The 23,897-nt window shown below is 68.4% G+C and carries 29 protein-coding genes and 1 tRNA gene; 17 read left to right on the top strand and 13 right to left on the bottom strand.

The window, feature by feature from the left end; translation table 11 throughout:
• Positions 1-3: 3 nt before the first annotated feature.
• From GOARA_RS07085 to moaA, 6 genes are all read right to left on the bottom strand, one after another.
• Positions 4-1,131 (bottom strand): uroporphyrinogen-III synthase, encoded by a 1,128-nt coding sequence (locus tag GOARA_RS07085; RefSeq protein WP_007321653.1) that lies wholly within the window; start codon positions 1,129-1,131, stop codon positions 4-6.
• A complete protein-coding gene (locus tag GOARA_RS07080; protein ID WP_007321652.1) occupies positions 1,131-2,543 on the bottom strand; it encodes a nitrate/nitrite transporter in 1,413 nt (470 codons plus the stop codon). Before GOARA_RS07080 ends, GOARA_RS07085 begins: the two co-directional genes overlap by 1 nt.
• 98 nt (positions 2,544-2,641) lie before the next feature.
• The gene (modB, locus tag GOARA_RS07075) at positions 2,642-3,478 is read right to left on the bottom strand and encodes a molybdate ABC transporter permease subunit (protein ID WP_007321651.1); all 837 of its coding nucleotides are present in this window, start codon (positions 3,476-3,478) and stop codon (positions 2,642-2,644) included.
• Entirely contained in the window at positions 3,475-4,200 is a 726-nt protein-coding gene (gene modA / locus GOARA_RS07070; protein WP_007321650.1) for a molybdate ABC transporter substrate-binding protein, read from the bottom strand. Before modA ends, modB begins: the two co-directional genes overlap by 4 nt.
• A gap of 2 nt (positions 4,201-4,202) precedes the next feature.
• Positions 4,203-4,460: a MoaD/ThiS family protein gene (locus GOARA_RS07065; protein WP_007321649.1), complete on the bottom strand. Its 258-nt coding sequence runs from the start codon at positions 4,458-4,460 to the stop codon at positions 4,203-4,205.
• Positions 4,453-5,433, bottom strand: a complete 981-nt coding sequence (moaA, locus tag GOARA_RS07060; RefSeq protein WP_050947188.1) for a GTP 3',8-cyclase MoaA — start codon at positions 5,431-5,433, stop codon at positions 4,453-4,455. Before moaA ends, GOARA_RS07065 begins: the two co-directional genes overlap by 8 nt.
• A gap of 110 nt (positions 5,434-5,543) precedes the next feature.
• Here moaA and GOARA_RS07055 point away from each other — a divergent pair, with 110 nt between their 5' ends.
• The 4 genes from GOARA_RS07055 (at position 5,544) to GOARA_RS07040 (ending at position 8,714) form a co-directional block, all read left to right on the top strand.
• Positions 5,544-6,761 (top strand): molybdopterin molybdotransferase MoeA, encoded by a 1,218-nt coding sequence (locus tag GOARA_RS07055; protein ID WP_007321647.1) that lies wholly within the window; start codon positions 5,544-5,546, stop codon positions 6,759-6,761.
• A complete protein-coding gene (gene moaCB, locus GOARA_RS07050; protein ID WP_007321646.1) occupies positions 6,743-7,744 on the top strand; it encodes a bifunctional molybdenum cofactor biosynthesis protein MoaC/MoaB in 1,002 nt (333 codons plus the stop codon). The genes GOARA_RS07055 and moaCB overlap by 19 nt, the downstream gene beginning before the upstream one ends.
• Complete coding sequence (locus GOARA_RS07045) at positions 7,737-8,168, top strand: molybdopterin synthase catalytic subunit (protein ID WP_007321645.1); 432 nt, start codon at positions 7,737-7,739, stop codon at positions 8,166-8,168. The genes moaCB and GOARA_RS07045 overlap by 8 nt, the downstream gene beginning before the upstream one ends.
• 141 nt (positions 8,169-8,309) lie before the next feature.
• On the top strand, positions 8,310-8,714 hold the full coding sequence (locus GOARA_RS07040) for a hypothetical protein (RefSeq protein WP_050947193.1): 405 nt from the start codon (positions 8,310-8,312) through the stop codon (positions 8,712-8,714).
• A gap of 6 nt (positions 8,715-8,720) precedes the next feature.
• On the opposite strand, the gene GOARA_RS07035 is transcribed toward GOARA_RS07040, so the two are convergent.
• The gene (locus GOARA_RS07035; RefSeq protein WP_007321643.1) at positions 8,721-9,344 is read right to left on the bottom strand and encodes a TMEM175 family protein; all 624 of its coding nucleotides are present in this window, start codon (positions 9,342-9,344) and stop codon (positions 8,721-8,723) included.
• Between the two features lie 73 nt (positions 9,345-9,417).
• On the opposite strand from GOARA_RS07035, the gene GOARA_RS07030 reads away from it, so the two are divergent.
• The 12 genes from GOARA_RS07030 (at position 9,418) to GOARA_RS06980 (ending at position 18,985) form a co-directional block, all read left to right on the top strand.
• Positions 9,418-9,780 (top strand): PLDc N-terminal domain-containing protein, encoded by a 363-nt coding sequence (locus GOARA_RS07030; protein WP_007321642.1) that lies wholly within the window; start codon positions 9,418-9,420, stop codon positions 9,778-9,780.
• 38 nt (positions 9,781-9,818) lie between these two features.
• Complete coding sequence (locus tag GOARA_RS07025; RefSeq protein WP_040522109.1) at positions 9,819-10,691, top strand: Sir2 family NAD-dependent protein deacetylase; 873 nt, start codon at positions 9,819-9,821, stop codon at positions 10,689-10,691.
• A 97-nt stretch (positions 10,692-10,788) separates the two neighbouring features.
• Positions 10,789-11,376, top strand: a complete 588-nt coding sequence (locus GOARA_RS07020) for a PadR family transcriptional regulator (protein ID WP_050947186.1) — start codon at positions 10,789-10,791, stop codon at positions 11,374-11,376.
• A gap of 43 nt (positions 11,377-11,419) precedes the next feature.
• The gene (locus GOARA_RS07015) at positions 11,420-13,519 is read left to right on the top strand and encodes an NADPH-dependent 2,4-dienoyl-CoA reductase (RefSeq protein WP_007321639.1); all 2,100 of its coding nucleotides are present in this window, start codon (positions 11,420-11,422) and stop codon (positions 13,517-13,519) included.
• A 33-nt stretch (positions 13,520-13,552) separates the two neighbouring features.
• Positions 13,553-14,356 carry a mycolate reductase gene (gene cmrA / locus GOARA_RS07010; protein WP_007321638.1) on the top strand — a complete coding sequence of 268 codons (804 nt, stop codon included), beginning with the start codon at positions 13,553-13,555 and terminating at the stop codon, positions 14,354-14,356.
• Between the two features lie 21 nt (positions 14,357-14,377).
• Complete coding sequence (orn, locus tag GOARA_RS07005; protein WP_007321637.1) at positions 14,378-14,977, top strand: oligoribonuclease; 600 nt, start codon at positions 14,378-14,380, stop codon at positions 14,975-14,977.
• A gap of 117 nt (positions 14,978-15,094) precedes the next feature.
• A tRNA-His gene (locus GOARA_RS07000) sits at positions 15,095-15,167 on the top strand.
• Positions 15,168-15,360: 193 nt separating this feature from the next.
• The gene (locus tag GOARA_RS06995) at positions 15,361-16,065 is read left to right on the top strand and encodes a THUMP domain-containing protein (protein ID WP_007321636.1); all 705 of its coding nucleotides are present in this window, start codon (positions 15,361-15,363) and stop codon (positions 16,063-16,065) included.
• A gap of 152 nt (positions 16,066-16,217) precedes the next feature.
• Positions 16,218-16,394: a hypothetical protein gene (locus GOARA_RS20185; protein WP_007321635.1), complete on the top strand. Its 177-nt coding sequence runs from the start codon at positions 16,218-16,220 to the stop codon at positions 16,392-16,394.
• Positions 16,395-16,412: 18 nt separating this feature from the next.
• Positions 16,413-17,237, top strand: a complete 825-nt coding sequence (locus GOARA_RS06990) for an SDR family NAD(P)-dependent oxidoreductase (protein ID WP_007321634.1) — start codon at positions 16,413-16,415, stop codon at positions 17,235-17,237.
• 104 nt (positions 17,238-17,341) lie between these two features.
• Complete coding sequence (locus GOARA_RS06985; RefSeq protein WP_007321633.1) at positions 17,342-17,689, top strand: YciI family protein; 348 nt, start codon at positions 17,342-17,344, stop codon at positions 17,687-17,689.
• A gap of 51 nt (positions 17,690-17,740) precedes the next feature.
• Positions 17,741-18,985, top strand: a complete 1,245-nt coding sequence (locus GOARA_RS06980) for an RNA polymerase sigma factor (RefSeq protein WP_083834811.1) — start codon at positions 17,741-17,743, stop codon at positions 18,983-18,985.
• Here GOARA_RS06980 and GOARA_RS06975 read toward each other — a convergent pair.
• The 3 genes from GOARA_RS06975 to ectA all read right to left on the bottom strand — a co-directional run bounded on the left by GOARA_RS06975 (position 18,931) and on the right by ectA (position 21,251).
• Positions 18,931-19,356 (bottom strand): ectoine synthase, encoded by a 426-nt coding sequence (locus GOARA_RS06975; protein ID WP_007321631.1) that lies wholly within the window; start codon positions 19,354-19,356, stop codon positions 18,931-18,933. The two genes, GOARA_RS06980 and GOARA_RS06975, sit on opposite strands and share 55 nt — an antisense overlap.
• Positions 19,353-20,624: a diaminobutyrate--2-oxoglutarate transaminase gene (gene ectB / locus GOARA_RS06970; RefSeq protein ID WP_007321630.1), complete on the bottom strand. Its 1,272-nt coding sequence runs from the start codon at positions 20,622-20,624 to the stop codon at positions 19,353-19,355. Before ectB ends, GOARA_RS06975 begins: the two co-directional genes overlap by 4 nt.
• A 111-nt stretch (positions 20,625-20,735) precedes the next feature.
• Positions 20,736-21,251, bottom strand: a complete 516-nt coding sequence (gene ectA / locus GOARA_RS06965; RefSeq protein WP_007321629.1) for a diaminobutyrate acetyltransferase — start codon at positions 21,249-21,251, stop codon at positions 20,736-20,738.
• 253 nt (positions 21,252-21,504) lie between these two features.
• Between ectA and GOARA_RS06960 the strand changes: the two genes are divergently transcribed.
• Positions 21,505-21,708 (top strand): hypothetical protein, encoded by a 204-nt coding sequence (locus GOARA_RS06960; protein ID WP_040522106.1) that lies wholly within the window; start codon positions 21,505-21,507, stop codon positions 21,706-21,708.
• A gap of 18 nt (positions 21,709-21,726) precedes the next feature.
• On the opposite strand, the gene GOARA_RS06955 is transcribed toward GOARA_RS06960, so the two are convergent.
• The 3 genes from GOARA_RS06955 to GOARA_RS06950 all read right to left on the bottom strand — a co-directional run bounded on the left by GOARA_RS06955 (position 21,727) and on the right by GOARA_RS06950 (position 23,891).
• Positions 21,727-21,990, bottom strand: a complete 264-nt coding sequence (locus GOARA_RS06955; protein ID WP_007321627.1) for a hypothetical protein — start codon at positions 21,988-21,990, stop codon at positions 21,727-21,729.
• Positions 21,991-22,012: 22 nt separating this feature from the next.
• Entirely contained in the window at positions 22,013-22,219 is a 207-nt protein-coding gene (locus GOARA_RS19775) for a hypothetical protein (RefSeq protein ID WP_007321626.1), read from the bottom strand.
• 160 nt (positions 22,220-22,379) lie between these two features.
• Positions 22,380-23,891, bottom strand: coding sequence for a glycoside hydrolase family 183 protein (locus GOARA_RS06950; RefSeq protein WP_007321625.1), 1,512 nt, complete (start codon positions 23,889-23,891; stop codon positions 22,380-22,382).
• Positions 23,892-23,897 lie beyond the last annotated feature (6 nt).

Raw genomic sequence — 23,897 nt, 5'->3', positions numbered from 1 at the left:
CGCTCAGTCCACCGCCAGGCGGTAGCCGCGCTTGACGACGGTCGCGATCAGATCCCGCGCCCCCAGTGCCGAGCGGAGGCGGCCGATGGCCACCTCGACGGCGTGGGCGTCGCCGCCGGCGACCGGAAGCAGGGCGAGGAGTTCCGACCGGGACACGACCTCGCCCGGGTTGGCGGCCAAAGCCTGCATGAGCGCCAATCCCGACGGCGAGACCTCGCGCGTCTCGCCGTCGACGACGACCGCGTTGGCGCGCACGCCGACCCGGCGTCCTGCCACGGAGAGTTCGGGACGCCGCTTCGGCAGATCGTCGCCGATGAGGCGGGCGAGCGCACCCAACCGCATCCGCTCCGGCGCGACGCTGGGGATGCCGGCGTCCCGCAGTGGACCCGCGGTCACCGGGCCGACGCAGTACGCCACCACCGGGCCGTTCAACGCCGCATGCAATTCACCGGACCGGCCCAGCTCCTTGGCGCGTTCGAGCATCGCCGCCACGGCCGGGGCGGACGTGAACGCGGCGGCATCGACGCGGGCGGAAGCGATCTCACCGAGAAGCGCGTCGAATCGGTCCTGGTCCGCCGGTGCGGTCCAGCGGTAGACCGGCACCCCGATCACCTCGGCACCCCGCCGGCGAAGCTCCGCCAGGAACCCGGGATTGGGATCCCAGTCGTCGGTCGCCCCGTGCAGCTGCACGGCGATCCGCATCCCGGACAGGTCGTCGGGCAGGTGAGCCAAGACCTCGGTGGTCGACTCTGACTCCGGCGACCACTCCTCGCGCAGACCCGCCGCGCGCAGCGCCCCGGTCGCTTTCGGCCCGCGGGACAGTACCCGGGTGGTCGCCAGCTGAGACATCAGCGCGGAGGCCAGCCCCCACTCCTCCGCCGCCTCCACCCAGCCGCGAAACCCGATGCCCGTGGTGGCGATCAGCAGATCGGGCGCCGTGGCGATGATGTCGTCGGTCGCGGCGCGCAGCGCGACATCGTCGGCCAGCGGGATGATGGCCATCGCCGGGGCGCTGAGAGTCTGGGCCCCACGGCGCTGGAGCAGCATGGCGAACTCGTCGGCGCGACGGGCGGCGGTGATCGCCACGGTGAATCCGCGCAGCCCGCTCTGGGTCGTCACGTCGGCGATCATCACCCCAGTCTCTCAGAAACCTCGGGTGTCTCGACGATCTCGGCACCGGACACCTCGACGGTGTCGCCCGCGGCCGCACGCGGCACGCGCAGGTAGACGGCCCACGTGATGACGGCGGCGACGACGTAGAAGCCGGCGAATACGACGAACGCCGAGGTGGCCGCACCGGAACTCAGGTAGGACTGGCGCAGCACCAGGTTGATTCCGACTCCCCCGAGGCCGCCGACCGCTCCCGCGATGCCGATCACCGCGCCCGTCAGCGCCCGCGAATAGTCGGCGCGTTGCTCGGCCGTCGGGAATCGCTTCGACTGCGCGGCCGCGTCGAACACCGACGGGATCATCTTGTAGACCGATCCGTTCCCCATGCCCGACAGCACGAACAGGACGATGAAGCCGACGACGTAGAAGGCGAGCGATCCTTCACCGACGATGAGTACCGTCGCCGCGGCCGTCATTCCGACGAACACCCACAGCGTCACGCGACTGCCGCCGATGCGGTCGGCGAGTTTGCCGCCGTAGACGCGGCTGATCGATCCGAGCAGCGGCCCGATGAAGGCGATCTGCGCGGCGTGCAGCGCGGCCTGCGCCGGGGTGTCCCCGTGGTCGCGGAAGTATCCGGCGAGCACCTGTCCGAACGCGAAGGAATAGCCGATGAAGGACCCGAAGGTGGCGATGTAGAGAACGGCGATGATCCACGTGTTCCGGTTGGCGACGGCACGGCCCATCGCCTTGAGGTCGACGCCGGGGATGGCGAGGTTGTCCATTTTCAGCGCCGCGCCGATGCCGGCAGCGGTCAGCAGCACCAGGTAGATCGCGCACACCCAGTACGGAGCGGCGTCGCCGATCCAGGCGACCATCAGCAGGCCGACGAGCTGCACGGCGGGCACGCCGAGGTTGCCGCCGCCCGCGTTGAGTCCCAGCGCCCAGCCCTTGCGGCGCTGCGGGTAGAACGCGTTGATGTTGGTCATCGACGACGCGAAGTTTCCGCCGCCCAGTCCCGTCAGCGCGGCGCAGACGAGATAGACCCACAGCGGGAGTCCCGGATTGGCCAGGATCCAGATCGTCGCACTGACCGGGATGATGAGGACGAACGCGGAGAACACCGACCAGTTGCGGCCGCCGAAACGCGTCGTCGCCATGGTGTACGGGAACCGCAGCAGCGAGCCGACGAGCGTCGCCGTGGCGCCGATCAAGAACTTGTCGCCGGTCGACAGCCCATAGACGTCGGTGGGCATGAACAGGACCATGACCGACCACAGGGACCACACGGAGAAACCGATGTGTTCGGCGGCCACCGACCAGATCAGGTTGCGGCGCGCGATCCTCGCCCCGCCGTTGTCCCACTGCTCGACGTTCTCCGGATCCCACTTGGCCAGGATCTGCTGGTCCGACCGATCTCGCGTTGCTTTCACGTTGCCTCCCACCGCTGCGGCTGTCTTGGTGGGCCCGACGCTATGGATCGCGTGTTGCGGAATTCGGCACCCGCGGTCACCGGTACGTAACCAGAACCTCACGCGACGGTATTCGACCGTGTGCGGTCCGTCTGCGACTGCGGCCACAGTCCGGGGACCCATCGCCGGCGCAGCCCGACGAGCACCGCCACGCTCACCAGGACCAGGCCGACGGACATGGCCACCGCGGACTGGTCATCGCGGACAAGTGCCAGGTAGATGGCCAGCGGAAGGGTTTGGGTGACACCTTCGACGTTGCCGGCGAAGGTGACCGTCGCGCCGAATTCGCCGAGGCAGCGGGCGAAGCACAACAGCGCGCCCGCTCCGATCCCGACACGGATCATGGGCAAGGTCACATGCCAGAAAGTGGCCAATCGCCCGGCGCCGAGGGTGTGGGCCACCTCCTCGGCCTCGATGTCGCGGCTCCGCAACGCCGACTCGACGCTGATGACGAGAAAGGGCATGGCCACGACGAGCTGGGCGAGAACCACGGCGGCGAACGTGTAGGTCGGCGTCCACCCGAACCACGAATCGAGCAGCGAGCCGATCGGCGCCCGCCGGCCGAAGGCGGCCAGCAGCCCGGCGCCGACCACCACCGGCGGCAGCACCATCGGCACCAGGACCGCCAGGCGCACGGCGGTGCGCACCCGATCCGACCGAATGCCCCCGGCGAGGAGCGCCGCCAGGGGGACGCCAAGGACCGTCGCGATCACCGTCGCGAGCGATGCCGAAGCCAGCGACAGCACCAGGGCCGAGCGCGCCGACGACGACGTGAGCAGTCCCCACATTTGACCCCACGGTGCGGTCAGCACCAAGGCCGCCAGCGGCGCGAGAAGCACGGCGAGACCGAGGAGACCGACCGCGCTCACGGCGCGGGCCGGACGTGAGCTGTTCACGCCGGCCCGAATCCCGCCTCCCGGAAGATGCGCTGTCCGTCCGGTCCGGCGAGCAGCGCGACGAAAGAGGCACCCGCGTCGGTCAAGGCCGACGCCGGATACCGGTTCACCGGGGCATCCGGGATGGCGATGGTCTCCACCCGGTCGCCCGCCGACGCCGCGTCCGTGGCGTAGACGAGTGCGGCATCGGCTTCACCGCTGGTGACCGAGCCGAGCGCGGCGCGGACGTCGGTGGCGCGGCTGATCGGCTGCGGCGTGCCGCCGACCGCGGCGATCGCCTTCTCCGCCGCCGCTCCGCACGGCACCTCGCGCGCGCAGACCACCGCGCGATTACCCGGCACCGCGAAGAACCGCACGTCGGCGACCTTGCCGGGGTTACCGTTCGGCACGACGATGACCAGCCGGTTCGTCGCGACCACCTTCGGATCGCGGGCCACTCCCGCGTCGACGGCCTTCGTCATCGTGGCCTCGTCGGCGGTGACGAGAACGTCGCCTGTGGCGCCCGACTCGAGCTTCTGCACCAGGGCCGACGAAGCACCCGTGTCGACCTGGACCGACGCGCCCGGATTGGCCTGCTCGTACGCCGCCACCAGCGGCTTGAGTACATCCACCAGGGACGCCGCCGCCAGCACCCGAATCGTGGGCGAATCGTCGGAGCCGCATCCGGCCAGCGACGCCGCCATCACCGCGCCGACGGCGGCCGCCGCCAGTCGTTTCCTCATCGTTAGCCTCCTGCGAAGGGGGGAAGTAGGTCGACGACCGGACCGATCGCGGCCTCGTCGTCGCGGACCAGCTCGTCTCCGGTCAACACCGACGACTGTCTGGCCAAGGCCTCCACGTCGGCGCCGTGTCGTTGGCCGACGGCGGCGCGCAGCCCGCCGACGGTGGCGACGGCCAGATCGAGTTCCTCGCGGCGGCACCCGGTTCGGTCGGCCAGTGCGGCGAAGTAGGTCACCGTCACCGTTGCCGGAGCGCTAGCCACCGATGGCCCCCATCGTGCGCCGGGGGGCCACCACGTCCTCGACTCCGCTGTGCCCGGCGCGCTTGCGCCACGTCACCGCTCGCCACGCATCGGCGAGGTCGTCGTCGGAGCCGCCGGATCGCAGGATGGCGGCGAGGTCGATCTCGTCGTCGGAGAACAGGCAGGGCCGCACGCGCCCCTCCGCGGTGATCCGGGTCCGGTCGCAGCTGCCGCAGAAGGACCGTGTCATCGACGCGATGATCCCGACTCGATGCGGCCCGCCGTCGACGAGCCACTGTGCCGCCGGCGCGCTCGGGTCGTCCCGGCCGACGGGGGTGAGCGTCGTCGTCGTGCCCAACTCCTCGAGCAGATCGTCGGCGCTCACCAGCCGTTCCGGCGACCAGGCGCGCTCGGCGTCGAGGGGCATGGACTCGATGAACCGCAACTCCAGGCCCCGCTCGCAGCACCAGCGGAGCAGTTCGGGCGCTCTGCTCAGCGTCTCCGGCAGCAGCACCGCGTTCACTTTCACCGGTGCCAGTCCCGCCGCGACGGCCGCGTCGATGCCGGCGATGACATCGTCGAGCCGGTCCCGGCGGGTGACCTGCTCGAAGAGTTCCCGGTCGACGGTGTCGAGTGAGATGTTGACGCGCGTGAGTCCGGCGTGGGCGAGGCCGGCTGCCCGCCGCGCCAGGCCGATGCCGTTGGTGGTGAGCGCGATCGGCAACCGGGGATGGCGGGCCCGGATGCCGGCGACGATGAGTTCGAGATCGCCGCGCACGAGTGGTTCGCCTCCGGTGAGCCGGACCTCGTCGATGCCGAGTCGTCCGACCGCGACGTCGACCAGTCGGGTCACCTCGCCGGCCGAGAGCAGTTCGTCGCGCGGGATCAGCGGCAAGCCCTGCGCGGGCATGCAGTAGCGGCAGCGCAACGTGCATGCCTGCGACAACGAGATCCGCAGATCGCGTGCCCGGCGTCCCAGACCGTCAAACAGCATTGACGGCTGCGCGGGCGAGTCGAGCGCAGTCACACCGACGACGCTACGCCCAGATTGTTACGCGCATGTTCCGTTCACCCCGGTTGGCGCCGCATCCCTAAGCTAAGACCATGTCCCGTCGTCCCGTGGTCGAGCATCGGAGCGCGATCGCCGCCCTGCTGCGCCCGATCGCGGCGGTCGACCAGATCGATGTCGGTGACGCGTACGGGCTGGTCACGGCCCGGACCGCGACGGCCACGACCGCGCTGCCGGTGTTCGACAATTCGCAGATGGATGGCTTTGCCGTGCGCGCCGCGGACGTCGCCGAGGGGGTGGCCCTGCCGGTCGTGCAGCGGGTATTCGCCGGCTCGGCCGCAGATCCCCTGCCGCGCGGAACCGCCAGTGCGATCATGACCGGCGCACCCGTCCCACAGGGCGCGGACGCGGTGATTCCCGTGGAGGAATCGCACGAGGTCGCCGCCGGCGAAGGGTCCACCGTCACGTTCGACGCGCGGCCGTCGGTGGGCGCCTTCGTGCGCCGCGCCGGCTCGGACATCGCCGCGGGCGAGGTGATCGTGGAATCGGGGACGACGCTCGCGCCGCGCCACCTCGGGGCGCTGGCCGCCGCCGGCGTGGCGGCGGTCTCGGTGTGGCGGCGGCCCGACGTCGCGATCATCGTCACCGGTTCTGAGTTGGCTCCCCCGTCCGCCTCGCTGCGGCCCGGGCAGATCTACGAATCCAACTCGGTCGCCCTCGCCGCCCTCGCCGCCTCGCACGGCGCGAAGGTCGTGAGCGTCGCGGTCGTCGGCGACGGGCCCGGCGAGTTCCGGGAACGTCTCGACGAGGCCACGAGATCGGCCGATGTCGTCCTCACCTCCGGCGGTGTGTCCGCGGGCGAACGCGAGCCGGTGCGGGACTTGTTGGCCGATTCTTCCGCGGGTGCGACAGAATCCTGGTTCGGCGCCCTCGCCATGCAGCCGGGCGGTCCGCAGGGACTGTCGCGCTGGCAAGGGGTGCCGGTGATCAGCCTGCCGGGCAACCCGGTCAGCGTCCTGGTCTCTTTCGAGGTTCTGGTGCGTGACGCGCTGCGCGCCGTCGCCGGTCTGCCCGCCGTCGCCGGCGAACGCTGCCGCGTGGTCTCCCCCACGACCTCACCGCCGGGCAAGACTCAATTCCTGCGGGGGCGTCGCGCCGGCGGCGACGGCGTGCCGCGCGTCGAGATCGTCGGCGGCCCGGGCAGCCACCTCATCGCCACGGCCGCGCGGGCCGACGTTCTCGTCGAGGTCGACGCCGCCGTCACCGAACTCACTCCGGACATGGAGGTGCCGCTGTGGCCACTGACCCCCTAGATCCCCGGCTGTCGCATGTCGATGCCGCCGGAACCGCCCGGATGGTCGATGTTTCCGGCAAGCGGGTCACCCGCCGGGTCGCGCAGGCGCGCGGCGTGTTTCGTACGACACCGGAGGTCGTCGCCCTCATCGGTTCCGGCGGCCACCCCAAGGGCGACGTGCTGGCCGTGGCGCGCGTCGCCGCGATCATGGGCGCGAAACGGACCGCGGAGTTGATCCCGCTCTGCCATCCGCTGCCGCTGGATTCCGTCGACGTCGATTTCACCCTCGGCGATGACCACGTGAACATCACCGCGACCGCGATCACAACCGGCAAGACGGGCGTCGAGATGGAGGCGCTGACCGCTGTCAGCGTCGCCGGGCTGACACTGCACGACATGGTCAAAGCCGTCGATCCGGCGGCCACCGTCACCGACGTCGGGCTGCACAGCAAGACCGGCGGGAAAAGCGGTGAGTGGACCCGCGATCAGCCCGCGCGCACCGCCGCCCCCGGAACGGTCGACGTCTATCCGGGCAAACGGGCCCGCATCGTCGTGTCATCGACGCGGGCGGCATCGGGTGAACGCGCCGACGCCACCGGACCGATTCTGCTGGAATGGTTGACCGAGCGCGGATTTCAGGTCGCCGACCCCGAAATCGTGGCCGACGCTGACATCGGCCGCGCGCTCGCCGACGCCCTCGCCGATCATCCGTCGTTGCTGATCACCACCGGTGGAACCGGCCCCACATCCGACGATCACACGCCGGAGGCGACCGCGCCGCTGCTGACGACGGCATTACCCGGCATCGCCGAGGCGCTGCGCGAGACCGGCCGGGCGTCGACCCCCTATTCGTCGTTGAGCCGCGGTCTCGCCGGCTTCGCCGGCCGCACCCTCGTCGTGAATCTGCCCGGTTCTCGCGGCGGGGTGCGCGACGGGATATCGGTACTCGACCCGCTGATCACCCACCTGTTCCACCTCGCCGACGGCGGCGGTCATGACTGACACCCGGGGGGCGGGCGTGCCCGAACCGATCGTCGGCCGGCGGCTCGACCCCCGCGATTGCGAGGCAGCGGTCCGCACCGACTCCGACGGCGCGGTCGTCACATTCACCGGCACCGTCCGCGACCACCACGGCGGCCGCACCGTGACCTCGCTGCGCTACGAGGCGCACCCGCGCGCCGCGGAATTCCTCGAACAGGCCTGCCAGCGCCACCGAACTCGCGAGGTGCGCGTCGCGGCGCAACATCGCGTCGGGGAGCTGACGATCGGCGAGGTCGCCGTCGTCGTCGCGGTCAGCTCGGCTCATCGGCGCGAGGCGTTCGCCGTGTGCGCCGCGGTGATCGACGACGTCAAGTCGTCCGTCCCGATCTGGAAGTACGAGACCTACGCCGACGGCGACGCGGGCTGGCAAGAACCCGGGTGCTGACCGGCAGCAACGGGGACTTTGGTCCGGGATCTCGATTCGCCGCTTCGCCACTAGGTTGAAGGTACGAGCCGTAGGAGGTGGGTGCGCGTGAGCACATTCGGAGCCGGGTTGACCGTTGCCGCCGTGTTGGTCTGGCTGGGCATGGTCCTGGCGATCTCTTTCCTGGAGGCACCGCTCAAGTTCACCGCGCCAGGCGTGACGCTGGCGATCGGCCTGGGCATCGGGCGCAAGGTCTTCCGCGCGCTCAACAGCGTCGAGGCACTGCTGGGAGTCGTCGCCGCGGTGGGCGTCGTGCTGATGGCCACCTCCGACGTCGACTACTCGTCCGCGGTCTGGATCGGCGTGGCGATCGCGGTGGTGTGCCTGCTCGCGCAGGTGATCGGGGTGCGCCCGGCGTTGACGCGGCGGTCGAACGAGGTTCTCGCCGGTGACGGTACGACCGCCAAAGACCGGCGCAGCAACGCGCACTTCTACTACGTCGGTTTCGAACTCGTCAAGGTGATCGGCCTGATCGTCGCGGCCGTCGCCGTGTTGTGTCACGGCTGACCGGCGTCAGCCGCCCTTCGCCCTGGTGATGATCGCCGTGACCGGGCCGGGAATCAGCAGCAGGAGAAGCGGCAGACTGCCCAGCGACGGCCGGATCAGCGTGACGATCAGCGCGACCGCCAAGGCGATGAGCGTGCCGATGCCCGACCAGCCGGCCAGACTGCGGCGCACGGCATCGCTGTCGACGATGAGTTCCGGATGCCGCAGACCCTGCCGGGAGATTCCGATCAGGGAACAGATCGCCAAGCCGAGCACGACGATGTAGAAGGCGTCGGCCCAGTGCACCCGTTCGTTGGAGATCAAGGCCGTTGCCAGCGGCAGCAGCACGATCGACAAGAGCCACACGAAGTGGAGGTTGAACAGGGTGGCGTTGTAGCCGCGGAAGTTCTCCAGGATCTCGTGGTGGTTGCGCCACAGCACCCAGATCACGGCGAAACTGATGAAGAAGCCGAGCAGCGCATCGCTGTGCGCGTTCATCGCGTCGATCAGACTCCGCTCTTGGCGCAGGGTGCTGGCGAGGTCGGCCAACGGCAACACCAACAGCGTCATCGCGATGGCGACGACCGCGTCGGCGAAGGCGACCAGCCGCTTGAGCCCTTCGGGGGTACGGCGCTGTTCGGTTTCCGGCATGCGAGAAGCGTAGTTCCCGTGTCGGAAATTCGTTGATGCGCGAGAGACTGATCACGCTGATACATTGCGACGCATGCCTTACATGGGTCTGATCCTGCTGGCCGTCATGGTCTTGACGCTCATCGACGTGATCCGCACCGACGACGCCCGCGTGCGCGGATTGCCCAAGATCGCCTGGGTGATCCTCGTCGTCATCGTGCCGCTCGTCGGCGCGCTGGCCTGGATCGCCGTCGGCCGCCCCACCGCGGACGATGTGCCTCGACCCGACCCGCAGCGCGGAGCCTTTCCGGAGTACGAGCGACCCGGCCGCCACGTCGCGGCCGACCCCGAAGCGGACCGCGAGTTCCTGGAACAGGTACGTGCGCGCGCCGAGGAACAACGCCGCCGAGCCCGCGAGCAACGCGCCCAGGAGCAGGAGAAGAACGGCGAGGAATAGTCTCTGCCGCTCCTCGGCGATTGTGGGACGATCGGCTCATGCGGGTAGCAGCCTGGGAGCCGGCGGCCGAAACGCTCCCCGACCCTGATCCGCGGGGCCGGGCCGCCGAGCTGGCCCGATTCCTCGACGGTCGGCGCACCATCGCGCTGACCGGGGCCGGGCTGTCGACGCCGTCGGGGATCCCCGACTACCGAAGTCCCGGCGCACCGCCGCGCACGCCGATGACCATTCAGATGTTCCTCTCCTCCCCGGAGTATCGGCGTCACTACTGGGCGCGCAACCATCTCGGGTGGCGCCACATGGACGCCGCACGGCCGAATGCCGCGCATCACGCTCTCACCGCGATGGAAAGGTCCGGGCACATCGCGGGCATCATCACGCAGAACGTCGACATGCTGCACGTCAAAGCCGGTTCCCGCCGAATGCTCGACCTGCACGGTTCCTACGGTCGCGTCGTCTGCCTGGGTTGCGGTCGCCTTGTCTCCCGCTACGCGCTGCATGCCCGTCTGCAGGAGGCGAATCCCGGCTTCGCCGACCGCGTCGCCGGGCGCGGAGCGATCGAAGTGGCCCCCGACGCCGACGTGGTCCTGGAGGACACCGCCTCCTTCGTCCCGGTCGACTGCGAGCAATGCGGAGGCATCCTCAAGCCGGACATCGTCTACTTCGGCGAATCGGTGCGCAAGGACATCGTGGCGAGCGCCTACGCCATGATCGACGACGCCGACGCCCTGCTGGTCGCGGGCAGTTCGCTGACGGTGATGTCGGGACTGCGATTCGTCCGGCATGCCGCCAAGAACGGCAAACCCGTGGCCATCCTCAACCGCGGTGCGACCCGCGGCGACTCGCTGGCCGCGCTCAAGATCGACCAGCGCTGCGAGACCGTCCTTCCCGCCGTCGCCCAGATCCTGTAGCCGCGGGCGAGCGCCCGGCAGCCACCGACCGAAGCACCATAACAAATCGCTATGCGCACTGTTGCATAGCAACGAGGCGCACTGCTACTGTGCGGATATGGCGCTGGAGCACGCGATCATGGTTTCCCTGGCCGAACGGCCGGGTACCGGCTATGAGATCGCCCAGCAATTCGACCGATCGATCGGCCACTTCTGGTCGGCGACGCACCAGCAGGTCTATCGGACGTTGAAGCGCCTGCACACCGACGGACTCGTCGATTTCGAGCCCGTCGTGCAAGACGGCCGGCCGGACAAGAAGGTCTACCAACTGTCCGATGCCGGTCGCGAGAGTCTCGCGAAGTGGGTATCGACACCGACGCCGGTCACCCCGCTTCGCAACGAACTCGGGGTGAAAGTCCGGGGCGCCGAGCACGGCGACCTGGGGTCGATCATCCTCGAAGTCGAGCAGTACCGGGAGAAGAGTCGTCTCCTACTCGACCTCTACCGCGGCTTCGCCGAACAGGACTATCCCGACCCCGACTCGCTGTCCGGCCGCAAACTGCACCAGTACCTGGTGTTGCGGGGCGGCATCCGTGCCGCACAAAGCGCCGTCGAATGGTGCGACGAGGTCGTCGACGGCCTCACCCGCGAACAACGTCAACTCTCCGACGACGGAGCAGCCCAGCCCGGCACTCCCGCCCCCTGAATACCGAAACAGCCCCCCGACCACCGACTACCCAAGGATCACCGTGACTTCCCCTACCGCTCCGGTCACCCCGAACCCGCATTTCCCGCACCTGTTCACCCCGTTGCAGATCAACGGCCTCACGCTGCCCAACCGGATCGTGATGGGTTCGATGCACACCGGCCTCGAGGACCGCGTGTGGGACACCGACAAGTTGGCCGCCTACTACGCCGAGCGGGCCCGCGGCGGGGCCGGCCTGATCATCACCGGCGGCTTCGCGACATCGCGGGCCGGTCAGCTCGTCATCCTCGGCGGAAAGATGACCAACACGCTCGAAGTCGTCCGCCACCGCACGATCACCCGTGCCGTCCACGAGGCGGGCGGCCTGATCGCGATGCAGCTGATCCACGCCGGGCGCTACGGCTACAACCCGTTCAAAGTGGCCGCCGGCTCGGAGCCGTCGCCGATCCACCCGTTCAAGCATCTGAAGATGACCGACCGGATCATCTGGCACACCATCAAGACGTTCGGCCAGTCGGCCAAGCTCGCCGAACGCGCGGGGTACGACGCGATCGAACTCATGGGCGGCGAGGGCTACCTGATCAACCAGTTCCTGTGCCCGCACACCAATGACCGCACCGACAAGTGGGGCGGCTCGACGGAGAACCGGCAGCGCTTCCTCGTGGAGATCATCAAAGAGGTGCGCAAGCAGGTCTCGGCGGACTTCCCGGTCATCCTGCGCCAGTCGATCGCCGACTTCGTGAAGAACGGCCAGACCTGGGACGAGATCGCCTTGATGGCCCGTAAAGCCGAGGAGTTCGGCGTCGACGCCATCAACACCGACATCGGCTGGCACGAGGCAGGCGTACCGACCATCGTGACCTCGGTCCCGCGCGGGGCCTTCGTGAAGTTCACCGAGCGCCTGCGTGACGAAGTGTCGATTCCGCTCATCGCCTCCAACCGGATCAACACTCCCGAATTCGCCGAGGACATCCTCGAGCGCGGACGGGTCGACGCGGTCTCGATGGCGCGCCCGATGCTGGCGGACCCGGACCTGCCGAACAAAGCCCGCGACGGCCGGTCCGACGAGATCAACACCTGCATCGGCTGCAATCAGGCCTGCCTCGACCACGCATTCGTCGGCAAGAAGGTGTCCTGCCTGCTCAACCCGCGCGCCGGCCGCGAGACGACCCTCACTCTCGGCGCCACCCGTCGCGCCCGGCACGTCGCGGTGATCGGCGCCGGCCCCGCCGGGCTCGCCGCCGCGGTCTCGGCGGCTCAGCGCGGGCACCGCGTCGAGCTGTTCGAAGCGGGCGAATCCATCGGCGGTCAGTTCTCCATCGCGGCCCGTATCCCGGGCAAGGAGGAGTTCAACGAGACGATCCGCTACTACACCAGGCAACTGGAGATCAACAATGTCACCGTGCACCTGGGTAAGCGGGTGAGCGCCGAGGAGATCCTGGACGGCAGCGCCAGCGCCGCCAAGGGCGAGGCGGCGAAGTTCGACGACGTCGTCATCGCGACCGGCGTCGTCCCCCGGATCCCCGACATCCCCGGCATCGACCACCCGATGGTGATGTCGTACGCCGACGCGGTGCTCGGCCGCCGCGACATCGGCAAGCGCGTCGCCGTCATCGGAGCCGGCGGCATCGGCTTCGACGTGACCGAGTTCCTCACCGTCGACGAGTCGCCCACCCTCAACCTGAAGGAGTGGGAGCAGGAATGGGGCGTGTCCGAGGACCTGTCCATTCCCGGTTTCGTCACCAAACCGCGGCCGCTGCCTCCGGTGCGGGAGGTCTTCCTGGTGCAGCGCAAACCCGGACGTCAGGGCAAGACGCTCGGTAAGACGAGCGGCTGGGTGCACCGCGCCGCGGTCAAGATGAAGGGCGTCGAGCAGATCTCGGGCGCCACCTACGACTTGATCGACGACGAGGGCCTGCACATCACCGTGCACGACAAAGAGGGCAACGAGACCGGCAAGCGCGTGCTGGAGGTCGATAACGTGGTCGTGTGCGCGGGCCAGGAGTCCGTGCGCGATCTGGTCGATCCGCTCACCGTCGCGGGGATCACCACGCACGTCATCGGCGGGGCCGACCTGGCCTCCGAGCTCGACGCCAAGCGGGCCATCCGCCAGGGCACCGAGGTCGCGGCATCCCTGCCCTGATCGGGTGGTCCCTGCCCTGACTACCATCGGGGTATGGGTATTCCAGAGCCGTCGCCGCAAGCCCGCGCCGTCGTCACCGGCGCGTCGTCGGGCATCGGCATGGCGCTCGCGCGGGAATTGGCGGCACGCGGGCACGGCCTGATCGTCGTCGCCCGCCGCGGCGACGTCCTCGAGGAGCTGGCCTCCGAGTTGCGCGAACGCCACCGCGTGGCCGTCGAGGTCCGGGCGATCGATCTGTCCGATCCGACGGCGGTGACCGTGCTGTGCGGCGAACTCGCCGGGCGCGAGATCTCGATTCTCGCCAACAACGCCGGGGTGGCGACCTTCGGCCCGCTGGTCGAACTCGATTCCGACTACGAGCGGGCACAGGTACGGCTGAACGTGAACGCGGTGCACGACCTGACGCTGGCGGTACTTCCCCAGATGGTCCGGCGGGGTGCGGGCGGCATCCTGATGGTCGGCTCCGCCGCGGGCAACATGCCCATTCCCAACAACGCCACCTACGCGGCGAGCAAGGCCTTCGTCAACACGTTCAGCGAGTCGGTGCGAGGAGAGGTCGCCGACGCCGGCGTCCACGTCACGCTGCTCGCGCCGGGGCCGGTAAGGGCCGAGACACCCAGCGACGACGAGGCCAGCAACATCGACGCGAACGTGCCCGGGTTCCTGTGGCACGACACCACCAAGGTGGCGAAGATGAGCCTGGACGCGTTGGGCCGCAACAAGATGCGAGTCGTGCCCGGCGTGCTGTCGAAGGCGATGTCGGTGGCCGGCGGCTACTCGCCGCGAAAGATCACGGCTCCCATCGTCGGCAGCTTCTACCGCAAGCTCGGCGAGTAGCGACGGACTAGGGTTGACCGCGTGCAAGACAAACTGGTGTGGATCGACTGTGAGATGACCGGCCTGGACACCGCGTCCGACAAGCTGATCGAGATCGCGGCACTCGTGACCGACGGCGACCTCAACATCCTCGGCGACGGCGTCGACATCGTGATCCACGCCGACGACGAGGCGCTGGCGAACATGCCCGACGTGGTCACCAAGATGCATGCGGCGTCGGGGCTCACGGAGGAGGTCCGCGCATCGACGGTGACGCTCGCCGACGCCGAGGAACAGGTCCTCGCCTACATCCGAAAGCACGTCACCTCCCCCGGCCAGGTGCCGCTGGCCGGCAATTCGATCGCGACCGACCGCGCCTTCCTGGCGCGCGATATGCCGAAGCTGAACGACTATCTGCACTACCGGATGGTCGACGTCAGCTCGATCAAGGAGCTGTGCCGCCGGTGGTATCCGAAGATCTACTTCGGTCAGCCGGCTAAAGGCCTTTCCCATCGGGCGTTGTCGGACATCCGCGAGTCCATCCAGGAGCTGCGCTACTACCGCGCCGCCGCCTTCATTCCCCAGCCCGGTCCCGACACCGACGAGCTGACCGCCATCGTCGACGGCCTCGATTCGGCGTAAACAGCTCTCACCTGCACGAACACGCCGGGTGCTAACCGATTGGTTTTCGTGCAGGTTCACCGGCTAAAGTAGGTGCCTGGCGTTGAACGATGGCGATCCCGTCGGTCAGCGCCGATGGTGGCTGTAGTTCAGTTGGTAGAGCACCAGGTTGTGATCCTGGATGTCGCGGGTTCGAGCCCCGTCAGCCACCCCTAGGTCGGCCCCAGCATCCCAATGCTGGGGCCGAACCATTTCTACGCCTACCTCAGGCCTCGTACGCCGCTCTCGCGACGATCGAACTCTGTCACCGTCGAACTCCAGAACGACTGAGCCCCGGCGACGTAACCGAAGTCAGAGGTCCACCGGGGCTTTCTGTCAGTCAGTCTAGCGATACTGGACAGGCCATGCCAGCCACAGTCGACGATCGCCCCACCGATGAGTGGGTGACGCGCTGGCTGAGCGAGCCGAGGTTGGCCGTCTACTTGACCACTGCACAGGGCGACCGTGCCTGCGCGCTCGAACTATACGAGTGGAACGCCCGGCTCAGCGCCGGTTTCGCGCACGACCTTGCCCACCTGGAAGTCGGTCTGCGCAACGCCTATGACCGCGTGCTGGCAACGCATCTCACCTTGCCGAGACACTGGACCGCCTGCGGCAACCAAGTCTTCGCGCCCGTGATGCGCACCCGCAGACGCGGACGTCACGGCAAGGTCAGCGTCGACATCAACGCCAAACCCCGAGCCGCACTGGACCGCGCGATCCGGGAAGCCGGCGGGCCCAACGCGCTGCCCGGCAAGGTCATCGCGCAACTCACTTTCGGCTTTTGGCGCTACCTCACGTCCGCCGCCCATGAGACCACCCTCTGGCGCCCCGCTCTGCACCACGCCTTCCCACCCGGCACGGCGCGTCCCGAAGTCGACACCCGTATAGGGCGACTCCACGCCCTGCGCAACCGAGTCGCCCACCACGAGCCTCTCCTCGCGCTGAACACGAGCAGTCTGCACCACGACCTTCTCCACGTCGCGGCCCTGCTCGACAATCAACTCGGAGACCATATCTCGGCCAGCTCCGCCGTTCCGACGCTGCTCACTCAGCGCCCGCGAAGGTAACCAGAAGGCGTCACGGGGCCTCGCTGTCTTTGGGACGCTCCTGTTTCCTGTGCAGTTGTTGTGGATCCGGGCCGTACGCCGCTTTCGCGGTGTCGCCCACCGCGCGCACGTGATTTCATATACTTAATCACCCAACCGCTAGGAGTTGCGCCGTGAACAACCCGGTCTCCACGATGCCGCGCGATTCCGTCGCCCGCTGCCCTGCCGAGTGGCCCGGGCGGCGCCGTACGCCGCACAAGCCGCGCTGCGCGTTGCCCGTCGGCCACGACGGGCAGCACCGCGCCGAGTCCCGTGCCGACGACAACACCAACGACATGTACGTGTGGTAGCCGCATAGGCTCCCACCTGTGAATCTCGACGGCCGCCGAATCCTTGTCACCGGTGCGTCGAGCGGAATCGGCCGCGCACTGGCCGTCGAACTCGCGAACCGGGGAGCGCGTCTGGCCGTCGCAGCACGCAGCACCGACAAGCTCGAAGAATTGGCCGCGCAGATCCATGCCGAGGTCTACCCCGTGGATCTTTCCGTACGCGGAGCCGCGGCCGAGCTGGCCGAGCGCGTCGGGCCCGTCGACGTTCTCGTCAACAATGCCGGCGCCGGACTCGCAGCTCCGGTGGCCACGGTCGGTGACGACGAAAACGCCCGCGCCGCACTGGAACTCAACTACTGGAGCCCACTGGCTCTCGTCGCGGCACTGCGGCCCCAGGCGATCGTCAACGTCACCTCGCTGGCGTCCGTAACCCCGTGGCCGCTGTCCGGTGGCTACGCGGCGGCCAAAGCCGCACTGTCCGTCGCGACCGAAACGCTGCGCATGGAGCTGCCGGACACCCTGGTGATCGAGGTGATCCCCGGGCCGGTCGACACCCCCGTTCAAGCAGAGATCCGCTTGATCCCCGGAAGCGCGCGCGTCCTCGACCGGCTCCCGATGGGTGGCGCTGAGGTGCTCGCCCGCCGGATCGCCAAGGCATTGGAACGCGATCGGACACGCGTGGTGTTCCCGCGCATCTACTACCCCGCTCTCGCGCTGCCGACGGTCGGCCGCCGACTGCTGCGCTGGCTGGCCCGCAATGTCCGGACCGGCGATACCGTGCTGCGCACCGGATCCCAGGGCGACGACCGCGCTCGCGCCGCCCGGGAGTCGTGGCGGCCTCGCCGAGCCGTCGACAACGACTAGTCGGACGAATCTCGGCTCGCTGTCGATATCGGCCGCCGCCATCCGTCACCATGGTGTCGGGCCGATCGGCTCGGCGACGTCAGCACTGCCACACAGGAGGAATCATGAAGTACGCACTGCTTCTCATGGGACACGTCAACGACCCGGCCTGCGGCGAGGACGGCGGGGCCACCCCCGAAGAGTTCTTCGCCTTCGACAAGGAGATCACCGACGCCGGTGTCGTGGTCAGCTCGTTCGCCCTTGAAGACCCCGACCAGGGGGCCGTCGTCGCCAGTGACGAGAAGGGCGAACGCGTCGTCTCGTCGGGCCCTTACGCCGAAGTACGCGAGTTCGTCGGCGGCGCCTACATCATCGAGGTCGCGACGATCGACGAGGCGATCGAATGGGCACGACGCAGTCCTGCCTCGGCTCCCGGCGGCCACGTCGAGATCCGCCCGCTCGCCCCGTACTGAGCCGTGACCGCGCACGACGGGGAAATCGCTGCCCGGCGCGCCGTGGCGGACATGGACCGCGACTCCAGGTCGCGGCTCCTGGCCACCTTGGCGCGCCGGTTCGGCGATCTCGACCTGGCCGAGGACACCCTGCAGGAGGCGATCGCCCAGGCGCTGGTCACCTGGCCGAGGACGGGCGTGCCCTCGTCGCCGGAGGCATGGTTGACCACCACCGCGAAACGCAAGGCGCTCGACGTGCTGCGTCGCGAGAGCGTCCTGGCGCAAAAGCTGGCGCGCCTGCACGTCGATTCCGACCGGTCGCCGTTGCCCGCCGGCTTCACCGACCCCGCAGAGCAGGCGGAACCCCCGACGATCCCCGACGAGCGGCTCGGCCTGTTCTTCGCCTGCACCCACCCGGTGCTGAAAGCCGAGGACCGGGTCGCGCTCACTCTCCGGTTCGTTGCCGGCCTGACCACGGCAGAGGTCGCACACGCGCTCCTGCTGCCGGTGACCACCGCGCAGCAGCGCATCGTGCGCGCCAAGAAGCGCATCCGCACCCTCGGGGTCCCGTTCGACGCCCCCGGGCCCGACGACCTGCCCACGCGTTTGCCGGGCGTGCTGCGCGTCGTCTACCTGCTGTACGCCGAGGGGTACGCACGCTCGGCCGGAACCGATCACATCCGCGACGACCTCACCGCCGAGGCGATCCGTCTGGCACGGCTGCTCGCGGCGCTGCTCCCGGGCGCCGAGACCACCGGACTCCTCGCCTTGCTGATACTCACGCAGGCACGGCGGCCGGCCCGCGTCGACGGCACGGGCTCACCCATTCCGCTGGCGCAGCAGGACCGCGCCTTGTGGGACTCCGGTCTCGTCGCCGAGGGAACCTCGCTGGCCGAGCGAGCCGCCGGATCACCCGATGCGGGCACGTACACGATCCAAGCCGCGATCGCCGCCGTGCACGCCGAAGCCCCCTGCGCCGACGAAACGGACTGGGAACAGATCGCGGTGCTCTACGGAATGCTCGAGTCTCGCGAACCCGGACCGGTCGTCAGCCTCGGCCGTGCGGTCGCGCACGGCCGGGCCACGGGGCCGGCCGAAGGATTGCGCCTTCTCGACGCCCTGGCCGACGACCCCGCGCTCGCACAGTTCAGGCCCTATCACGTCGCCCGCGCGCTCACCCTGGTGGAACTCGGCGACGACGATGCGGCCGCCGCCGCGTACCGTCGGGCGCTCGAACTGCCGGGGAACGAGGCCGAAGACGACTACTTGGCGGCCGCGCTCGCCGGTTGCGAATCCTCGATCTCGACGAGCGGGTAGACCCCGTTCTCGTCGTGCACCTCGGTGCCGACGACCGGCGGGTTGAAGACGCACAGCATGCGCAGCTGCGTCGATGCGGCGACGGTATGCCGTTCGTTGCCGTCGAGCAGATACATCGTCCCCGGTGAGAGCACGTGCACCTCGCCGGTCTCCCGGTTGGTGAGCAGCCCCTCCCCTTCGACGAGCCACACGGCCTCCACATGGTTGGCGTAGTGGAACTCGTTGACCGTGCCGGCCTCGATCGTCGTCTCGTGGAACGAGAAGCCGACGCCGTCGCCGGCGAGAACGATGCGTTTGGAGCGCCAGTTGCCCTTCGGATCGGCGACGTCGCGCTCGGTCCCGGTGATCTCCTTGGTCGAGCGGACGATCATCCGACGACCTCCTCGACTGCCTGCGCGAGGATAGCCAGACCGACCTCGAGATCCTCGGTCTTGATGGTCAACGGCGGCAGCAGCTTGACGACCTCGTCGGCCGGTCCGGAGGTCTCCGCCAGCAGACCCGCGTCGAAGGCGGCGGCGCAGACCTTGGCGGCGTCGGGCGCGTTCTCGAATACGAGTCCCCGCACCATGCCGCGGCCGCGGTGCGACAAGCCCTCGTGCTTCTCGCAGAGTTCGGTGAACGCGGTGGCGATGCGATCACCCTTGGCGATGACGTCGCGCTCGAGTTGGTCGTCGGACCAGTACTCGCGCAGTGCGGCCGTCGCGGTGACGAATGCCGGGTTGTTGCCGCGGAAGGTGCCGTTGTGTTCGCCGGGTCCCCAGACGTCGAGGTCTGGGCGGATCAGCGTCAGCGCGAGCGGCATGCCGTAGCCGCCGATCGACTTCGACAGCGTCACGATGTCGGGCACGATGCCGGCCTCCTCGAACGAGAAGAAGGAGCCGGTGCGGCCACAGCCCATCTGGACGTCGTCGACGATCAGCAGGATTTCGCGGCGGCGGCACAGCTCGGCCAGCGCACGCAGCCATTCCGCTCGGGCCACGTTGACGCCGCCTTCGCCCTGCACGGTCTCGACGACCACGGCTGCGGGACGATTCAGGCCGCTCCCCGAGTCGTCGAGCACGCGTTCGAACCAGTGGAAGTCCTCGACGACGCCGCCGAAGTAGTTGTCGAACGGCATGGGCGTCGCGTGGACGAGCGGGATGCCGGCACCGGCGCGCTTCATCGAGTTGCCGGTCACCGAAAGCGAACCCAGCGTCATGCCGTGGAAGGCATTAGTGAAGCTGATGATCGACTCGCGGCCGGTCACCTTGCGGGCCAGCTTGAGTGCCGACTCGACCGAGTTGGTGCCGGTCGGGCCGGGGAACTGCACCTTGTAGTCCAGGTTGCGCGGCTCCAGGATCAGGTCGTGGAAGGTACGGAGGAACTCCCCCTTGGCCTCGGTGTACATGTCGAGGCTGTGGGTGATTCCGTCCTGGGCCAGGTACTCCATCAACGGCCCCTTGAGAGCAGGGTTGTTGTGGCCGTAGTTGAGCGCACCCGCCCCGGCGAAGAAGTCGAGATAGCGCTTGCCGTCGACGTCGGTGAGCCACGCGCCTTTCGCGCGGCTGAACACCGTCGGCCAGTTACGGCAGTAGCTGCGCACCTCGGACTCGTGGGAGGTGAAGACCGCATCGGTCACAGGCTGCGATAGGAGTTGCATCGAATTTCCTCACTTCGGTTTCGTATCACTGTTGGTTTCGTGGTTGCTGATCGTGCTCATGGATTACCGGGCTGATTCCTGTCTAGATCCGGGCGCGTTGAGAGGCGCCGGTCAGGGAGCGAGGATGTAGAGATCCTCGTCTTCGTGGCCGTCGCCGAGATCCGCCGCGGCGAACAGCGGACGGCGCGAAAGACTCAGTCCGCGTTGTTGAGCGACAGAGGCGAACAATCGCTGCGATGCCTCGTTGTCGGGGCTGATGGTCGTGTGCATCGCACGCACGCCGGCGTCGGCGAACACATCGAACAGATGGTGGAGCATCCGCGCAGCGATCCCCTGCCCGCGGAACTTCGCGTCGACCCCGACCTGCCACACCATCAGCACCGACGGGTCGTCGGGCCGCTGGTAGCCGGTGACGAAGCCGGCGAGTTCGCCGTCGTCGGTCTCCGCAACGACCGATGTCGTCGCGAAGTCGTGGCACCAGAGCACGTAGGCGTAGACGGAGTTGGTGTCGAGAACACCGGTCTCCGCGGCCAGGCGGTGAATCCGGGAACCATCGGCTACCCGCGGTTGCCTCAGGCCAACCGGGTTGGTCGTATTCGTGGTCGCGCTTGTCTTGGACAGCCTCATACCTGGCATCGACCGTAACCACGGGCCGGGACCAAAGTCATCCCGGGCTCGAAATCGGTCATCGGAATTCCATGCTTGTCACTGCTCAGCCAGGTGTTGTGATGTGCGTCACATTACCTCCGAGTCGCGGAGCCCTGAGCAGGGTTTTCTTGAAGGTTCAACTAATGAGCGGCGATGCCGCCGGTACGAGTGAGCCGCGCAACGATCGTCAACATAGGTTGACGAATATCGACACTGCGGGCATGCTGACACTATGCGAACAGCGGTGGACAGCGACGACGACGAGACCCCGATCGAGGGCCTCCTGAGAGTGGCCGCCATGCGTCAAGAAGCGACCAGGGCCGAAGAGGTGGCCGTCCGCCGAGCGCGCCTGGCCGGCCTGTCCTGGTCCGAGATCGGAACCCTACTCGGCGTGTCCAAACAGGCGATGCACAAGAAGTACCGGAAGGTCGGTTAGTCGAAACCGGCCCGACGGTCAGCTGCCGAACGGGTTGGGATCGGGCCTCGGCCTGGCCCTCGGCGCATCGCCGGTGATGTTGCAGATCAAGTTGTTGTGGTAGGCCGTCTTGTCCGGGTTCTCCCAGATGTAGTACCCGGGAGCACCGTCCTGATTCGTGCACGGCGCACCCACCCGGGGCTCCGCTGCCGCGACACCCGCGCCCAACGCCCCCATCCCGATTGCTGCCGACGCGGCCAACGCGGCAACCGCCGCCGTCTTGCGCCCGATGTTCGTCGTCATGTCATGTTCTCCGATCGTCGTCTCAGCGCTTCGGCACGCAGTGGAAGTGGTGGCGCCCGTTCTTGCTGTGCTGGTACTTGTAGACACCGGGCTTGCCGTCCTTGAGGACGCACCCATGGCCGCCCGGATCGTCGTCATGCCAGCCTCCCGCCGATGCGGCACCGCCGCCCAGCGCGATCGCCAAGGCCGCCAACGGTGCACACACCAGCGCCTTCCGAGTAATCGACATCGTCGTCTCCTCTTTCCTGATCAGCCGTCGCGCCCGGCACGGAGCCCGACGCATTGGGGGGGGTCGTCTCAACGGTCAGTGTAGGTAGTATTGACGCGCGTCAATTATATTAATTCGCGAAACCATTCACGGTCGGGCACCGCCGCCTACGCCACGAGGTTCAGTACACGCGGGCCCGCATGAGGTTCACGTTGTAGGTGGACCACTGGCTCAGGGTGAAGTAGAGGTCGTTGCCCGTCGACCACGGATGGATGAATCCGCCGTAAAGTTGCGTCCGCTGCCCCGAATTGACCAGTTGGACGGGTGCGGACCAGGCGCCCTGCGGCTTGCGCGCGGTGCGCATCACGATCGCGCCGGCAACCGTGTCGAGATAGGTCATCTCCCAGCGCTCCGCATCGGCGTTGTAGCGCACGGACAGTTCGCCGGTCGGACCGCCGAAGAGGACAGATGCGGCGTTCGGGTCGCGCGAGGGAATCCACCGTCCGTCCCGCCAGTACTGGTAGGCGGTGCGATTGAGCACGTCGTCCTTGCGGACGCGGGCCAGACCGACCGAGCCGAGACGCGAGTTGGGCGTGCCGAACATATAGACGTAGTCGCCCTGCGGCACCATCGACGAGACCTGGAACTGCGAGACGCCGAAGACGTTGTCCCACCGCAGATGCGGGTCGCGGGTCCAGGTCGAGCCCTCGTCGTCGGAGTAGGCGAGGCCGCCGTAATTCGTCAACCAGGTGCCGGGGATGTTCCCCCACGTCCGCACCGACATGTAGGTCATGTACTGACGGTCGCCCAGCGCGAAGCCGGAGGTCGGGATCGTCGTCATCTCGTAGTAGTTGATGTGTCGCGAGTCGACGACCTGGACCGCGTGACAACGACTGTCCTGCACCATCGTGTCGATCGACATGCCGTCGGACAGCTTCTTGTCCGAGCTGAACCCGACGATGTTGCTGCGCCAATCACCGCCGTTGGCCCCCGGCGGCTTGAAGCCCTTGCCGAAGGTGTCCCCGAAGGCGATCGCGATCTTTCCCGGCTTGGACTCCCACATGATGCCGAGGTCGGTACCCATGACCTGCCAGCGCTTGTCCGTCCGGCTCGTCGAGCCCTTACCGGTCAGCGTCGACACCCATCGCACCGACCTGACCCGCGGCGGTCGTGGCGCCGCCGCGAGCGGAGCGACGTCCCAGCCGGGATTCACCTTGGCGGGCGGCGGCGGAATCTTGGGCGGGTTGGGATTCGGCACCGCGTAGGGAATGTTGATCGGCTTCGGCCGGAAGGTGATCTTCGGGAACGCCAGGCTCAGACTGCCCAGCGAACCGGTGCCGCCCGACGGCTTGGGTTTACGGGGATCGGTGATGTCCGGGCACGGATCGACGCAGCGCTTCTTCTTCTCCGGCGGCTGCTGCGACGGGATCCGGACCGGTTTCTTGCGCGGAGCCGGCTCGGGAACCGGAAGCAATCGTGGATACGGCAGGTCGAACCTGATCTCCTCGGGCAGCTTCGGCAGCAGATCCTCGGGTCCGACCGGGCGCGGCTTGGGCTTGGGCGGCAGATCGTTGACACAGCCGGAACTCGGCAGCGCTCGGGCGGCCTGCGCCTCGGCCACGGGTCCGGCACCGGCCGCAGACACGGCAGCCGCCACCGCGAGCAGGAGCGCGCGGTGACGGCTGTTACCCATGGGGTA

The organism is Gordonia araii NBRC 100433 (assembly GCF_000241265.1).
Classification (GTDB): Bacteria; Actinomycetota; Actinomycetes; order Mycobacteriales; family Mycobacteriaceae; genus Gordonia; species Gordonia araii.
This window is presented reverse-complemented; position numbering and strand designations above follow the sequence as displayed.